Origin of the sequence: Gimesia sp. (genome assembly GCF_048262075.1) — a bacterium.
GTDB lineage: Bacteria > Planctomycetota > Planctomycetia > Planctomycetales > Planctomycetaceae > Gimesia.
Window position 1 is genome coordinate 105,697 of record NZ_JBLXFK010000005.1, and the last position, 15,266, is coordinate 120,962.

The window sequence follows — 15,266 nt, forward strand, 5'->3', positions numbered from 1 at the left end:
CAGGTCAGTCAGTCTCTTTTACTGACTGACCTTTTTTCTGGTCTTAACCGGACGTCCTAAAGAAAAATGGCAGCAGCTGATGGCCTTTGGGGAGTAATAGATTACTGGCACCTGCTGTGATTTCATCATAACGACTGGCCTGATCCGGATGGACATTCGTGCCACAAATCCCAAACGGGACATAGCCGTGACTGTGTGTTTTCGTCCGCAGAAATGTCGGGTGGTCCGGGCAAACCAGGATCCGGTAGTTACCTTGAGATTTCAGGTAGTCGTGCACCGGGCCAACGATGTGCTGATCAATGTTCTCAAGCGCCTTGATCTTTTCTTCTACTTCCCCTTCATGCGAGGCTTCGTCGGTCGCTTCGACATGCACGACGACAAAGTCTGAGTTCTGCAGTGTCTCAATCGCAGCGCGCCCTTTGGCGGCATAATCTGTATCGATGTAACCAGTGGCTCCTTCGACTTCGATCACATCCCAGCCCAGCAGACGGCCCAACCCCCGCAATAAATCAACGGCGGTAATCACAGCACCCGTTTTGTCAAACTGCTCCAGAAACGGTTTCAGAGCCGGGCGACTCCCCTGTCCCCAGAGCCAGATCTGCGTTGCCGGCGGTTGCCCGTCTGTTCGCTTCTGATTCTTTGCAGATTTCGTAAACAGTTTTTTACTCCGCTCCATCAGATCCAGCAGTTGCTCGTTTCCTCTACCCGATGGCAGGTCTTGTTCAATTGGCTGGTCGGTTAAATCATGGGGGGGAGTCGTTGAAGTACCCGTATCAAACGGCTGGTCATCCGCATCTTTCGCACGGTAAATGAGCAGGTTCCGATAACTGACTCCCTGGTGAAATTCCCACTGAGGTTCCTCCGCTGTCGCTTCCTGCAGGAGCGCCACCAGCTCTTCACCCACATCATTGGGGAGCTGTGATGCTGTAAAGCTGGCCATGTTCCCTTCGGTAATCGTCACAAAATTACAACGGATCGCCCAGTCATGAGGTCCCAGTTCAATCCCCTGTGCGGCGGCCTCCAGCGGTGCACGCCCCGTATGGTACACCAGCGGATCATAACCAAACAGGCTCATCGTCCCCACATCACTGCCGGAAGGCATGGAAGCGGGAACCGTATCTGTTCGTCCCAGAATGCCTTCTGCTACCACAGCGTCCATCCGGGGGACCCTCGCTGCCTGCAGAGGAGTTTTACCCCCTAATGCATCCTGCGGTTCGTCTGCACAACCATCTGGAATCACGAGCACATATTTCATTTCAGGGTACTTACTGTCAGGCGAGATCTGAGGAATCGGAAAAAGAGAACCATTTTGTCCTCAATATCCTGAATTTTCGCCTTCCCTGCAAGTAATCTGAGTCAGGAAATGTCGAGACGATCCCCGATCATTGCCAATTTAGCAAATCCCAAAACCATTCTGCCCCTTATTGGGGAGCTGGATCCGCTGCAACGAAATCCTGTGGGGGTGTCATTTCTGCCGTGATGACTTTCCATGAATCACCCATTTCACGAAACTGATTGAAATCTTTCGGCTTGTAGGAAAACTCCAGTTCAGGCGTTTTCATCAAGGCCTGCCCCTTCTCAAAATAGGAGTGCATGGCTGCATCCAGCGCGCCGGTCATCAGCAGCGTGCGTTCGCACGGATAAGGCTCTTCCTTGTGAACAAACAGATGCTGAATGGCATGCGAAAATGCCCGGAACAGGTTCCGATTGCCCCAGGGCCCTGGAAAGAAAGTCGTTGCTTTTGGCTTCGCTTCACCTTTCACCTGGCAGGCAAAGTTCCAGCGGACGCCGTTCGAACCGATTTTCAGCATCGTGGCGCGAAATCCATCCTTGTACTCCAGTAGAATGCCATGTGGTTCTGTCGCCCCCTCACTGCCGATTGGATCGAACAGACCCCGTTTCGTATCACCCAGTTCCGCCTGCATGGCTGCCTCTGCCAGCTGCATGGACCAGCGTCCCTCGCGACCTGCTTTGATCAGATCATCGCCTTGCAAAAACTGAACGGTCGAAATCCCTGTCTCACCTCCCTTGCGGAATTCCACCATGGATTGCAGTACTTCAAGTCCGTGAATATCGTATTTCTCAATCGGTCCCCCATGAATCGAGACGGCGTCTTCCAGTTCCGTGCCATAAGGAATCTCCAGCGGAATCGTCCGTTGTGCCAGCGGAACCGAACTGCCGACCATCATCGGGAACTCGTATTTCCGCGAAGTATCGTACATCTCACGGGCCCAGTCCCAGCGATAAGAAAAATGTTTGTCACTGAAGACGGGAACAAAGCGATTTGATTTCTCCATCACCGCCACGATTTCGTCAAAGAACCGCTTGCGTGGGTACTTGGTCTGTCCGAATTTGGTATCGGGATAATCGCCATGCTCACCAATCGAAAGGACCGCATCGACCGCCAGTTCGTCACCCCCTAAAGTCAGTGCATCACCAATGGTTTTATAAAAAGGGATTTCATATTTTTTTGCAATACCCCGGGAGAGATCTCGGTCCGTAAACTGATCGCCATAGAAAGAAACGACATCGCACTGTGGATGTTGAATCTTACCGTTAAACAGGTAGGGGCCTAAAAAGGGATGCAGGATATGAAATGCATGCGACAGATAAAAACATTGGGTATAGATGGCAGCCACGGTCGGACGTTTATTTTCATTGGCGGCTTCCAGCGCCTGTTGCTGCCAGTTCAGACCAGCGGTACCTGCAAATGCTGCAGCACTCAGCTTTAGCATTTCACGTCGAGAAAGGGAGGACAGAGGCGGTTGAGAAAAACTATCCGTCATGGGGTTGACTCCTGTGGTGGGCAAAACGAGGCGAGAATCTACTCTTATCGTATCAAAACACTTTGATCTCTTCACCAGTTTTTTTGAAGAGCCCTGTCATTTCTTATAGATTTTTCCAGCGACTCTGAGTGATCGGAAATAAAAAAACTGCGATGCAAGGCACATAAGGGGCCTCGCATCGCAGTGAATTCTTAATCGTATGTCACTCAGGAATTATCGCATTTTCGCACAGATCGCTTCTGCCATCTCCTGGGTGCCGACGGCTGTCGGATCGTTCCGATCGTCTTTCAGGTCGTAGGTTACATCTTTACCTTCTTCAATCACATCGGCAACCGCCTGGTCCAGCTTCGCAGCCGCATCGTGTTCGCCGAGGTAATCCAGCATCATTTTTCCTGACAGAATCAGGGCAACCGGATTTACTTTATTCTGTCCTTTGTACTTGGGAGCAGAACCGTGGGTCGCTTCAAAGATGGCTGCTTCGGTTCCAATGTTTGAACCGGGAGCAACACCCAGACCACCCACCAGGCCGGCACACAGGTCACTTAAAATGTCACCGTACAGGTTGGAGGTCACGAGCACATCATACAGTTCCGGTTTTTGAACCAGCTGCATGCACATATTGTCAATCAGACGCTCGTTATATTCAATGCTGCCACCACAGTCGGTGGCAATCCCTGCCAGCTTTGCATCGGCTTCGACGCCTTCGGACAATTCATCCCATTCAAATTTCGCACCGTAGGCTTTAGCAACCGCACGGGTTTCATCGTACCACAGCCCGTCGGTGAACTTCATGATGTTCGCTTTGCAGATCGAAGTCACCGATTTGCGTTTGTTATCGACCGCATATTTGAATGCGTAGTTACAGATATCACGAGTCCCCTGGTACGACATCGGCTTAATACTGACGCCGGTTTCATCGAGGGGAGTATTGATCTTTTTCCCGGTCGCGAATTCATTGATGGTTTTAATCAACTCGGCTGTTTTTTCCTGACCAGCCTGGAACTCAACGCCAGCATACAGGTCTTCGGTATTTTCCCGGACCACGACCAGGTCGACATTGGAATCAGCAAAGTAGGTCCGCACACCTTTGTAAGTTTTACAGGGACGAATGCAGGCATACAGGCCCAGTTCCTGTCGCAGGAACACATTCACACTGCGGAACCCTTTTCCAATGGGGGTGGTGATCGGTGCTTTCAAGGCAATTTTGTTTGCCCGAACCGATTCCATCACGCGATCGGGTACGCTACCTTCGGCTTCAATGACCTCGATTCCACATTCCTGAACATCCCAGTCGATTTTCACGCCAGTGGCATCAACACATTTTCGGGTTGCCTCGGCGATTTCCGGACCAACTCCGTCGCCTGGAATTAATGTGACTTTATACATCGTTTCCTCTAATACTTCTGACAAAAAGGGAATGTGACCAGGTTCTCGAGTGTTATGAATACCATGCTACAAGCCTGCTGACTCTTGAAACCAAAGGCCTTATTGGTTGATATTGATTACTTAGACTGTATTCAGTTTTACTGTCGCGTCTCCAGGGCTGTTTGGCCCGAGTATATTAGATTGAGAGACGCTATACTTAAATGTGATGCGATCTAGTTCACAGACAAGCAGTGACCGTATCAAAACGGAAATCGCTTTTCAACTATACGCGATGGCTGACGCTTACATTTCACACCAATCAGGGATTCTCCATGATCCAGCGATTTTTCAGTAATTACCTGCTCCGACACCAGAATAGAGTCAATCAGATCCTGCACCTGATTGGCGTACCCCTCACTTTTGGAGGCCTCATCGGATTTGGGATCGCTGGACAATGGATTTCAGCGGGAATCTGCTTTTTCGCAGGGTACGCGCTACAGTTTCTGGGTCACTACATCGAACAAAATGACGCCGGCGAACTCATTTTGATCAAAAAACTAAGGGGTAAACCCTATACGGAATTCGGACCTGAGACTCAAATTCAACAGAATTTTGACCAATCGTCAAAAAAGTCAAGGTGTAACGATTAAACAGCCGATACCGAATGTAGTGATTTTACCAAGCAGGCTGTCTGCCCTGCGCTCATGCGACCATTTTCGCGATTAGGCTGCCTTGCTCCATTGGTAATCTCTCCTTGAAAGTACTATCGATTATGAACCTCAAGTGTTTGGTAACAAACACCTTGTGACCATAATTGTCGTTCATGTCTTGAAGGATAATTACATGAACCTTCGCCAGAAGTTACACCAGTTTTTCTGTGGATGCCTGATTACCAGCCAGCTTGTCGGCTGTCATGGTCTGGGTACCGATACCGATCTACATTATCTCGGAGATAAAGAACTCCAGTATTATGAAGATGTCGCCACAAAAATCGAATACCCGGCGGTCTATGATCAGACGCCTGAAGAAATCACATTTTCAGGAAAACCACGGACTCTGACTGACCGTTCGCAGGATGAAATCTGGAACTTACCCCTGATGGACGCGATTCATCTGGGTCTGGCTAACAGTGAAGTCATCCGTGTCTCTGGAACTCTGGGGACCAATGGCAACGCGCTATTAAATAATCCGGATGGCACGCCTTCGATTTACGACCCTTCTATCCAGGAAACCAACGTCCTGTTAGGCGGCTCTCGTGGTGTGGAAGCGGCGTTGTCTGCATTTGATACGACCTTTACCGCCAATATGCTCTGGGGCCGCTCCGAACAGGTGCAGAACAGCCCGTTCTTTGGTGGAATCCCCGGCGGTACACTCACACAGGAAACGGGACAATTCCAGTCTGGCCTGTCGAAAACATTTGCGAACGGCGGACAGTTTGCCCTGTCTCATAACTGGAACTACACGGGCAGTAATGCCTCCAGCCAGCTGTTTCCCTCGAACTATGCCGGGAACGCAGGCCTCTCTTACCGCCAGCCATTCCTGGCGGGAGCCGGCGTGGACTATACACGCATCGCCGGCCCGATCGGTTCCGGATTCACCGGGATTACCGGGGTCAGCCAGGGGGTCGTGATTGCCCGCATCAACAATGACCTGGTGCTGGCAGATTTCGAACGAAACGTTCGAAACCTCATTTCCGATATTGAAGAAAACTACTGGCAACTCTATCTGGCATATCGCCTGTATGACACTCAGGTGGTGGCCCGTAACTCAGCACTCCGCAGTTGGCGGGAAGCCCATGCGAAACTGGAAGCCGGCGGTACCAGAAACTTCAAACCGGCTGATGAGGCACAGGCTAAAGATCGGTTATTCGAAACACAATCACTGGTTCAGGCAACACGCAGCGATATTTATACGGCAGAAAGCCGTTTTCGCCGGCTGGTGGGACTGCCTGTTAACGACGGAAAAATCATTCGACCAATCGACGACCCGATCGCAGCAGAATTCACTCCCGACTGGAGTATGTGCCTGACGGAAGCTTTGGTACATCGCGTCGAATTGCGTAAACAGAAATGGAATATTAAGAGCCTGGAATTTCAGCGAATGGCTGCCACCAGCCTGACAAAACCACGGTTGGACCTCGTTTCCAGCTATCAGGTGAATGGCTTCGGTGATCGTCTGCTGAGCCAGAAAAATACGGATGGAATCACTTCACAAGGTTTGCATAGTGCCTATGGAACGCTGCTTGATAATGATCAGGACAGTTGGACCGTTGGCTGGGAATTCAGTATGCCCCTTGGTTTCCGATCGGCACATGCCCAGGTGGAAAATCTCGAATTCCGCCTCTCGAAAGCACGAGCCGTTCTCAAAGCACAGGAAATGGACGTCAGCCAGGAACTGGCCATTACATTTCAGGACCTGACCAAAAACTATGCGACGGCACAATCCAACTTCAACCGCTGGCGTGCCGCCCGCAGACGTGTGGAATTGTTTGATGCTGAAGTTCAGGCAGGAACCACGACCCTCGATACTCTATTACGTGCCCAGTCCTCACTGGCTGCAGCCGAAACCGAATACTATCGCTCACTGGTTGCCTACAACGTTGCGATCAAGAACCTCCACAAATGGAAAGGGACATTGCTGCAACATAACAATGTGCATCTGATGGAAGGGGAATGGTCTCCCGTTGCCTACCAGCAGGCTGTCAGACGTGCCTGGGCCAGAACACACGGAGTCGATGCTCACAAACTGCGAAGCAAACCGGAACCGTTTGTTGCGGACGGATATGTCGGCGAAGTGGGTGTTATGCCCGCAGCCGAGGGACAGTCGTTCTCTTCAGAACAGGGCGGGATGACACCCGAAATGCTACCGGTTCCCGAACCGGAAATGACACCGGAATATGCTCCACCGGCGCCTGCGACGCCAGGCGAACCTGAAGCACGCCTGCAACTTGATCAGGAGGCACTCCCTCGAAATCCGTTTGCTCAGACCGAGATCGAGAACGCAGTCAGAGTGGCCCTCGAATCAGGACCTCCTGAGCCTCAGGCTGGAATTAAACGGATTTCCGCAGTACAGGAAGAGCTGCCGATTGCTGATACTGAGAATAACTTTGATGTGGAACTACTGCCCGCCACCCGCTTTGTCGAGTGAACCCCCAATAACGAATGTTAGCAATATTCGGATCATGCAGCTTTCTCTGACTGTGAATTCGGCCATTCGACTATTTGTAAGGACGTTTACGAATTTCAGTATGCAGTGCCGTAAACACGTGCTAGTTTAAATCATAACTCTCGTTTGATTCATGGCCGACGCATGACTCATTCAAAGTAGATTGATATCGATGTCCATCTCCATCGATTGTTATTTCCTGATGTAGAGCTGTCTTTGTGCTGACGCAACCTCAATTTCGTCAACAGTACTCAGACAATTCATACCGACTTTTCGGGATTGAACACCCGCCACTGACCAGGCCTGTGGATAGCATACTAAAGATAATCAATGGTGGCTGGACGAATCCCTCGTCTTCTAAGACTGATTGCGCTATTACAGTCGGGACGTATTTACAACTCCGCACAACTTGCCAGCGAATGTGAAGTCAGTCGCAGGACCGTCTTCCGAGACCTGAAAACACTTCAGGAGTCGGGAATCTATGTTCTGTACGATGATGAGAAACAGGGGTATTCGCTTCCCTGGAGAACCATCTTCCCTTTCAAAGACCTCACCTTTGAAGAAGTCCTTGCGCTGTTTGTACTCAGCCAGGACCTCGACAAAACCATCGTAGGTTTGCCCCTGGATGGCATCGCCCACTCTGCTTCTGCCAAAATTCTTAGCAGTTTACCAGCTGCATTACGCGATCATGTAATCGAAGCGGCCCAGTCCATTTCCATCTGGCTGACTCCCTGCAACCCGTCGCTGCGGAACGAAATACACTACAAAACTCTGCTTAAAGCAGTCGCATCGAAACAAAATGTGCGTATTCATTATCACTGCCCGAGCGAACAAAAAACAGCCTCTACCATGCTGAGCCCTTATCACATGCTGTACTCGAACCGCGAGTGGTTTGTAGTAGGACGCTCTTCCGTTGATCGAGGCATTAAAGTCTATCCGATTCTGAAAATCACAAAATCAGAACTGCTCGACGAAACGTTCAAAAAACCATCCCGCTTTAAACTGGAGCGCTATCTCGGCAATTCCTGGGATCCTGTGAAGCTGTCAACCAGAACCGTGCCTGTGAAAATTCGCTTTCAAAGCAGCGCTGCTCAGATTGTCTCCCATATCAGCTGGGACCCGTCACAGGAAATCCGAACACTCAAAGGGGGGGCCATCGAATTCCGGGCACGCGTTGATAACCTGGAACAGATGACCGACTGGCTGTTGAGCTTTGGGACTCAGGCAGAAGTGATCTCGCCCCCCGCACTGCGAAAACTGGTTAAAACCCGGATCTCGGAGATGTCACAAATTTATAGTAAAAAATCGAGCAGAAACTGATTTCAAAAATCGTGGCGAACATCTTCGCCAGTCAGCTGTCCTACCTCTCACATCGACTATAAACTGGTCAGTCTGAAATTTTAGAGATCGCGCATGTATACTAATGCTGGCTTCACAGCCGAAAATTCTTTGAAACCTCTCAAAATCCCCCACCAAACTACTGACCTGCCTCACCATTAGGTTTACTATTTCAGGATAGGAAATCCGTACCTCAGAGCAGGAAATCTGCTAATTTCCGCTTGAACAGCGCCTGAGAACGTGTGTCTGACCGCAGCCTTTGCGTATGATGTAACCAGCCACACTGTTTCCACCCCCCGCAGGATTGAGATGCATCCGGTCCCGGGGATATCCCGTTAAGCAGACCAGAGCAACCACGGACATCAGAAGCAAATCCGAAGTGTGCTCTGCTAACAGTTAGAAATCCCTATTTCGGGTAGTAAGAAGTGGAGAATCTCTCCACAGTCAGACAAAAGATCGTATCGAAGTGAGGAAAGACAAAATCATGTCAGAAGGAATTCAATTCGCTGCACGCACAACCGTCGAGCAGGTGGAAGAAGGAAATGAACTGGCCCCTAAATTTGATCAGGACGGTTTGATTCCTGTAGTGACGACCGACTATACATCGGGTGAACTGCTCATGCATGCTTATATGAATGAGGAAGCGCTCAAGAAAACGATCGAACTGGGTGAAGCCGTCTACTGGAGCCGTAGCCGCCAGGTCCTCTGGCACAAAGGTGCCACCAGTGGTCTGGTTCAAAAAGTCAAAGCACTGCTGATTGACGACGACCAGGATACCATCTGGTTGCGCGTCGATGTGATGGGCGGTGGTGCCAGCTGTCACGTCGGATATCGTTCCTGTTTCTACCGCCGTGTACCCGTTGGTGAAGAAACGAAAGAAAAGGGTCTGGCACTTGAGTTCACCGAAACAGAAAAAGTATTCGACCCCAAAGATGTTTACGGAGACGCTCCCAACCCAACAAAACTGTAAATCGTGTAACGAACACAGGTGACTTAATGAGCCAATTCAGCCGACGCGACTTCCTTGCTGCCTCCCTGGCAGCAACTGGTACAGCGTTTTCCCTTGATGAGTGGGCCTTCGCAAATCAAGCTGATACAACCCGCAATCCGAATCTGCATATCGCAGCGTTCCGGTTTGACGTTTCACCTCCCAAAGGGCATTCTCTTTGCGGAGGCTGGATCAAACCGGTCGTCGGGTACGACGATTCACTGGAAGCCATCGGCTACGTCCTGCTTGGTGCCGGCAAACCGATTGTGGTCTGTGCAGTCGACTGGACCGGTCTGTTAAACGACGCACATATCGCCTGGCGAACTGCGCTGGCCGAAGCCGCTGGCACGACCATCGATCGGGTCGCTGTCCAGTGTGTGCATCAGCATAACGCACCGTTCGCCTGCCTGAATGCCGAACAGATTATCCTAGAACAAGGCGACCTGCCGCACATCGTCGAGCTCGACTTCTTCAATGAATGCCTCGATAAAGCCCGCAAAGCAGTCACCGCGGCCCTCCCCAAAGCAGAGCCCGTAACGCACGTGGCACACAGCCAGGGAAAAGTCGACAAGGTCGCTTCCAACCGCCGGATTGACCGCGACAAGGCTGGGAAAATTGTCCGCATGCGAGGCAGCAGTTGTAAAGATGAACGCCTGCGGAGCATGACCGAAGGGACCATCGATCCTTTCCTGAAAACGATCGCCTTTTACAACAAAGACAAGAAGCTGGTCTCCTGCCATTACTATTCGACACATCCCATGAGTTATTACGGTGATGGGCGTGTCAGCAGCGATTTCACCGGCATCGCCCGCAAACAGCGTCAGCAGGAAGAACCCGGCTGCACTCACATTTACTTCACCGGCTGTGCCGGTAATATCTCCGCCGGTAAATATAATGACGGCACCAAACCGATGCGAGGGATTCTGGCGAAGCGAATTTATGAAGGCATCATTGCTTCAGAAAAAGGGCTCAAACCGGAACCCGTTGGACAGTTGACCTGGAAAACGCATGACATTTTACCTCCTGTCCGCAGCACTTTGAGCGTAGAAGAATTGACGAAGACGATTTCCAACAAAGACAACAGTGTCGTGAATCGCAATCGGCCCTCCTACATGCTGGCCTGGTTACAGCGGGTCGAAAAGAAAATTCCGATCACACTCAGTTCTCTGCAGATGAATGACATCAAAACACTGCACCTGCCGGCAGAGAGCTTTATCGAATATCAGCTACGGGCCCAGAGCATTCAGCCCGATCAATTCATCGCGACAGCCGCTTATGGAGATGGCGGTCCCTGGTACATCCCGGTAGCGGAAGAATATCCTGCAGGTGGTTACGAAGTCAGCGTGGCTTTCTGTGACCCCGGTATCGACACTGTGATGACACAGGGTATGAAATCTCTGCTGGACAGTTAATAATATCAATCAACGTATTACGAATCACGGTTATGACGAGGTCGAAATAATATCATGGGTATGACAATCATGCGGCGGATCAAGTTTAATGCGGGTCACCGCTTATTCCGCCATGAAGGGAAATGCCAGTTTTTTCATGGTCACAACTATGTTGCCGACTTTTATGTCACCGGTCCCGATACGGACGCAGTTGGACGCATTATTGACTTTGCACATCTCAAAAGTCTGCTCAAAGGCTGGATCGATGAGAACTGGGATCATGGCTTCCTGCTTAACATCGAAGACGAGAACGGCTTAAACGCCATCCGCATGGTCGAGCCGACCAAATACTTCGTACTGCCCTACAATCCCACTGCAGAAAACATGGCCCGCTATTTACTGGATGAAGTCTGTCCGACCCTGCTCAATGATCTTGGCGTCCAGGCTGTCAAAGTCGTCATCTGGGAAACCGAAGAATCGTGTGCAGAAGCGACTGTCGACCAGAAAGACAAATCCGAACACAGCCTGCTCGACGCGTTTCAGACTGACTCATTTCCAACCGGATTGCACTGGTAAGTTTTTGCAGATTCAATTCCGCTTCTAAAAGCGCAATAAAAAAGCTCTGGACCAGATCAGTCCAGAGCTTTTTATTTGTCTCTCATTCGCTTCGCAGCTTAGTCTTCTGCAACATAAGGGAGCAGACCGATAAAGCGAGCCCGCAGCACGGCTTTACGGACAGCCCGTTGATACAGGGCTGAAGTGCCAGTGCGACGACGAGGCAGAATACGTCCTTCGCGATCCAGGAGAGAACGCAGCGTTCTCAAATCCTTGTAATCGACATACACGGGACGTGGAATGTTACCATCCGGGCAGAACCGACATTTGAGCTTCTTTTTCAGACGAGCTCGTTTTTTCCGCCGTTTGACAATCTCTTTACGTGATAAACCGACTGACATTCTGTTTTCCTTTTTCATGCGCCGTAAACTAGGGACACCCGAAAGCCGGGGCGACGCTGATTTCCTGTTGCTGGCTGGAATCGAAGATCACACTCTTCGACCTCGTGGAAACGATCAGCTTACCAGCTTGATTTCTTCATGCCGGGAATCAGGCCATCTAAAGCCATATCCCGCAGAGCGATACGCGAAATCTGAAACTTGCGATAGTTGCCACGGGGACGTCCGGTCAGCTGACACAGACGGCGGAGACGGGTTTTGCTGGAACTACGAGGCAGTTTAGCAAGCCCTTCGTAATCACCTTTGGCAACCAGTTCAGCCCGTAAATCGGCGTACTTTTCTACCAGTTTTGCGTTTCGTTTCTGTTTTTCAATCTTCGATTTGGAAGCCATTTATATACCTTCTGCGACAAATTCCAAAATAGGGAACGACAGTTATACTGCCTGCCACGCCAGATCGTCAACTTGGCGGGCCGATTTCAATGCAAAATCAACTAAAAAAACGTAAACTTCAACGCGAAACCCCACAGCCGGGCCGTGAAAAGTGTACAGGCGCGCTACTTTTTCTCTTTGGGGGGTTGTGGTCGAAAATACTTCATCGATTCCACCACCACCGTCCGCCGCGTCGCTATGCGTACGAGCAGCGACAGAAAATAGTTTCCCCAGCCTGAAACCGAATACTGGCGTTTCTTTTCCAACGCCTTAAGCCCGGTTTTCACCACTTGATCTACCGTCTGATAGCGATGCTTTTTCAACCAGCCTTCGACGCCGGCGATATCGAAAAATTCGGTCTGCGTAGTTCCCGGGCACAAAGCCGTTATCGTCACACCCTGATCCCGCGCCTCTGCCCAGAGGCCTTCTGTGAAATGCAGCACATAGCTTTTGCTGGCAGCATAGGCCGACATGTAGGCAACCGGCTGAAACGCAGCGACAGAGGCGATGTTGATAATCCCCCCGTGCCCCCGTTCCATCATTTCAGGCAGATAAAAATAGGTCAGGTCTGTCAGGGCACCAATATTAAGCCTGGCCATCTGCATCACCCGTTCCCGATCGGTAGCAGCAATATCGGAAACCACACTGAAGCCCGCATTGTTGATCAGCAACTCAACCTGGACTCCCCGCGATTTGACTTCTTCGTACAGTCTGGCAGGTGCCTCTTGCTCGGAAAGGTCCAGCACAATCACTTCTGTTTTCGTGCCATGACGGGTCAACAGTTCTGCAGCCAGTTCTTCCAGCTTCTCTTTACGGCGGGCTGTCAGCACCAGATGCATTCCACGAGCAGCCAGCCGGTGCGCAAACTCCAGGCCGATTCCGGATGAAGCACCCGTAATCAGAGCCCATCGATCAGAATATTCATCTATCACTGCTGACTCTCCAGAAGTATCCTGTTTGGAGACTGAGATTTTCCATTTCGAAAAGAGGTCGGGAAGAAGTGCTGCCCGCGTCCTCGGAGATCGTAATTCAATTTCCCTCTGTTGAAAACCCCGTAACCACTGATAATAAACTTACTTTGATCGATTTTTCACCCTTTTTTAATTGCACAATCGCTTCAGAATCAGAATTCGAGGAGAAAATGACCCCTGTCAACAGACTCAGCCGGGATGAAGTACGTAGTGTTGACCAGCGCACCATTGAGGAATTCGGGTTGCCCGGCATTGCCCTCATGGAGAATGCGGGACGCGGCGTGTTTGAACTACTCGTCTCACTGAAAGCAACAGGTCCCGTGAAGATCTGTGCTGGTAAAGGCAATAACGGCGGCGATGGCTTTGTCATCGCACGTCACCTCGATAATGCCGGGATCCCCGTCGAAATCTTCCTGCTGGCCGATCCCGCAGAACTCAAAGGGGACGCCGCTATCAATTTTCACGTGGCACAACGCATGGGTATCGCTATCCGGACCGACCCCGAGCTGAACCATCCGGAGGCGTTTCAGGATTTCCTCAATTCAGCAGACTGGATCGTCGACGCGCTGCTGGGGACCGGCGTGCAAGGCAATATTCGCGAACCCTACGCCACCGCTATTTCAATCATCAATCAGGCACCAGGCTTCAAGCTGGCGGTCGACTTGCCTTCAGGCCTCGACTGCGATACCGGACAACCACTGGGAGAATGTATTCACGCCCATCAGACCGCGACCTTCGTCGCCGAAAAACAGGGTTTCGCCAATCCTGATTCCCGTCAGTACACGGGAACCATCCATGTTCTGCAGATCGGTGCACCAGCCAAAATCGTGCAGGATCTCCTGCAAAAACAGGATTCCGGTGATAACTGATCCGTTTTTCACTCTCTGCTTGAATCAACGCAAACTTAAAAAATAGCCTGTTTCAGCAAAACGGGGGTTCTCAAAACAGCTTCTCAGCCTGTATATTGGGTAACAGACGGTGAACGCGATTTCCGGAATCTGCAGCCACGGTCGACTTTCTCATGTCATTCCCTGTGAACGGAAACAGGGCAAGGTTCGTCTCCATGGACAAAAATTTCTGGTATCTGAAGAACTGCGATCTCTTTGAGCGCTTGAGTCAGGATCAGATTGCGCATGTCGAACGTAATTCCTCGGTTCGGAATTTTGCACGCGGAAATATGGTTTACCTCCCCACAGAAAGCAGCGATTCGGTTTATCTGCTCCTGTCCGGCAGAATCAAGCTCTATCATCTGACAACCGAAGGAAAACAGGCGCTGCTGGCGTTGATCGAACCCGGCGAACTCTTCGGCGAGCTGGCCATTCTGGGTGGTGGTGAGCGCGAGGAATATGCAGAAGCCATGCTGAAATCCTCGATTCTCCGCATCCCAGGCCAGATCATTCAGGATCTTATGGAACATCACGCGACCGTCTCGCTGGGCGTGACTAAGCTGATGGGCTTAAGGCGGCAACGGATCGAACAGCGACTTAAATCGCTGCTGTTTCGCTCAAACCGGGATCGTCTCACTCATTTACTGCTCGAATTGGCAGAAAAATATGGACGCTTCACCAATGAAGGAGTGCTGATCAACATCAAGCTCTCGCATCAGGAACTGGCCAGTATCATCGGCAGCACACGGGAAACCGTGACCGTGCTGCTGGGGGAACTCCAGGACGAACGCAGCATCGATATCCAGAAGCGCCACATTATCTTACGGAAAGCCCGGTACCTGGCACATTCGATTGATTTTAAACTGACACCCGCCTTCCAGGCGAAACCAGATCAATCGGGTGAATTCATTCTGAGAGGAGCCGAGGCCTGAGATAAATCCCGCCATCCCCCCCAACGTGATCTGAAATGTAGGGAAACTGTATGCTATCT

The 15,266-nt window shown here is 50.9% G+C and carries 15 protein-coding genes; 8 read left to right on the forward strand and 7 right to left on the reverse strand.

The window, feature by feature from the left end:
* Positions 1-43: 43 nt before the first annotated feature.
* The 3 genes from ACN0YH_RS12155 to ACN0YH_RS12165 all read right to left on the reverse strand — a co-directional run bounded on the left by ACN0YH_RS12155 (position 44) and on the right by ACN0YH_RS12165 (position 4,172).
* Positions 44-1,255, reverse strand: coding sequence for a cofactor-independent phosphoglycerate mutase (locus ACN0YH_RS12155; RefSeq protein ID WP_417379831.1), 1,212 nt, complete (start codon positions 1,253-1,255; stop codon positions 44-46).
* A gap of 166 nt (positions 1,256-1,421) precedes the next feature.
* Positions 1,422-2,786 (reverse strand): hypothetical protein, encoded by a 1,365-nt coding sequence (locus ACN0YH_RS12160; RefSeq protein WP_417379832.1) that lies wholly within the window; start codon positions 2,784-2,786, stop codon positions 1,422-1,424.
* Positions 2,787-2,999: 213 nt separating this feature from the next.
* Entirely contained in the window at positions 3,000-4,172 is a 1,173-nt protein-coding gene (locus ACN0YH_RS12165) for an isocitrate/isopropylmalate dehydrogenase family protein (RefSeq protein WP_417379833.1), read from the reverse strand.
* Between the two features lie 311 nt (positions 4,173-4,483).
* Between ACN0YH_RS12165 and ACN0YH_RS12170 the strand changes: the two genes are divergently transcribed.
* From ACN0YH_RS12170 to ACN0YH_RS12195, 6 genes are all read left to right on the forward strand, one after another.
* On the forward strand, positions 4,484-4,801 hold the full coding sequence (locus ACN0YH_RS12170; protein ID WP_417379834.1) for a DUF962 domain-containing protein: 318 nt from the start codon (positions 4,484-4,486) through the stop codon (positions 4,799-4,801).
* 193 nt (positions 4,802-4,994) lie between these two features.
* Positions 4,995-7,298 carry a TolC family protein gene (locus tag ACN0YH_RS12175; RefSeq protein ID WP_417379835.1) on the forward strand — a complete coding sequence of 768 codons (2,304 nt, stop codon included), beginning with the start codon at positions 4,995-4,997 and terminating at the stop codon, positions 7,296-7,298.
* Between the two features lie 348 nt (positions 7,299-7,646).
* Positions 7,647-8,636 carry a helix-turn-helix transcriptional regulator gene (locus ACN0YH_RS12180; protein ID WP_417379836.1) on the forward strand — a complete coding sequence of 330 codons (990 nt, stop codon included), beginning with the start codon at positions 7,647-7,649 and terminating at the stop codon, positions 8,634-8,636.
* A gap of 502 nt (positions 8,637-9,138) precedes the next feature.
* Positions 9,139-9,624 (forward strand): phosphoribosyl-AMP cyclohydrolase, encoded by a 486-nt coding sequence (gene hisI, locus ACN0YH_RS12185; RefSeq protein WP_417379837.1) that lies wholly within the window; start codon positions 9,139-9,141, stop codon positions 9,622-9,624.
* 26 nt (positions 9,625-9,650) lie between these two features.
* Positions 9,651-11,054: a hypothetical protein gene (locus tag ACN0YH_RS12190; protein ID WP_417379838.1), complete on the forward strand. Its 1,404-nt coding sequence runs from the start codon at positions 9,651-9,653 to the stop codon at positions 11,052-11,054.
* A 54-nt stretch (positions 11,055-11,108) separates the two neighbouring features.
* On the forward strand, positions 11,109-11,609 hold the full coding sequence (locus ACN0YH_RS12195; protein ID WP_417379839.1) for a 6-pyruvoyl trahydropterin synthase family protein: 501 nt from the start codon (positions 11,109-11,111) through the stop codon (positions 11,607-11,609).
* A 98-nt stretch (positions 11,610-11,707) separates the two neighbouring features.
* Here ACN0YH_RS12195 and rpsR read toward each other — a convergent pair whose 3' ends face one another.
* The 3 genes from rpsR to ACN0YH_RS12210 all read right to left on the reverse strand — a co-directional run bounded on the left by rpsR (position 11,708) and on the right by ACN0YH_RS12210 (position 13,349).
* A complete protein-coding gene (rpsR, locus tag ACN0YH_RS12200) occupies positions 11,708-11,989 on the reverse strand; it encodes a 30S ribosomal protein S18 (protein ID WP_044236819.1) in 282 nt (93 codons plus the stop codon).
* 119 nt (positions 11,990-12,108) lie between these two features.
* Complete coding sequence (rpsN, locus tag ACN0YH_RS12205) at positions 12,109-12,378, reverse strand: 30S ribosomal protein S14 (RefSeq protein WP_417379840.1); 270 nt, start codon at positions 12,376-12,378, stop codon at positions 12,109-12,111.
* A gap of 164 nt (positions 12,379-12,542) precedes the next feature.
* Positions 12,543-13,349, reverse strand: a complete 807-nt coding sequence (locus ACN0YH_RS12210; RefSeq protein WP_417379841.1) for an SDR family NAD(P)-dependent oxidoreductase — start codon at positions 13,347-13,349, stop codon at positions 12,543-12,545.
* 209 nt (positions 13,350-13,558) lie between these two features.
* On the opposite strand from ACN0YH_RS12210, the gene ACN0YH_RS12215 reads away from it, so the two are divergent.
* Positions 13,559-14,257, forward strand: a complete 699-nt coding sequence (locus tag ACN0YH_RS12215; protein WP_417379842.1) for an NAD(P)H-hydrate epimerase — start codon at positions 13,559-13,561, stop codon at positions 14,255-14,257.
* Between the two features lie 70 nt (positions 14,258-14,327).
* Here the strand turns inward: ACN0YH_RS12215 and ACN0YH_RS12220 are convergent, their stop codons facing one another.
* Positions 14,328-14,453, reverse strand: coding sequence for a hypothetical protein (locus ACN0YH_RS12220; protein ID WP_417379843.1), 126 nt, complete (start codon positions 14,451-14,453; stop codon positions 14,328-14,330).
* Between ACN0YH_RS12220 and ACN0YH_RS12225 the strand changes: the two genes are divergently transcribed.
* The gene (locus ACN0YH_RS12225; protein ID WP_417379844.1) at positions 14,452-15,207 is read left to right on the forward strand and encodes a Crp/Fnr family transcriptional regulator; all 756 of its coding nucleotides are present in this window, start codon (positions 14,452-14,454) and stop codon (positions 15,205-15,207) included. The two genes, ACN0YH_RS12220 and ACN0YH_RS12225, sit on opposite strands and share 2 nt — an antisense overlap.
* Positions 15,208-15,266: the final 59 nt, after the last annotated feature.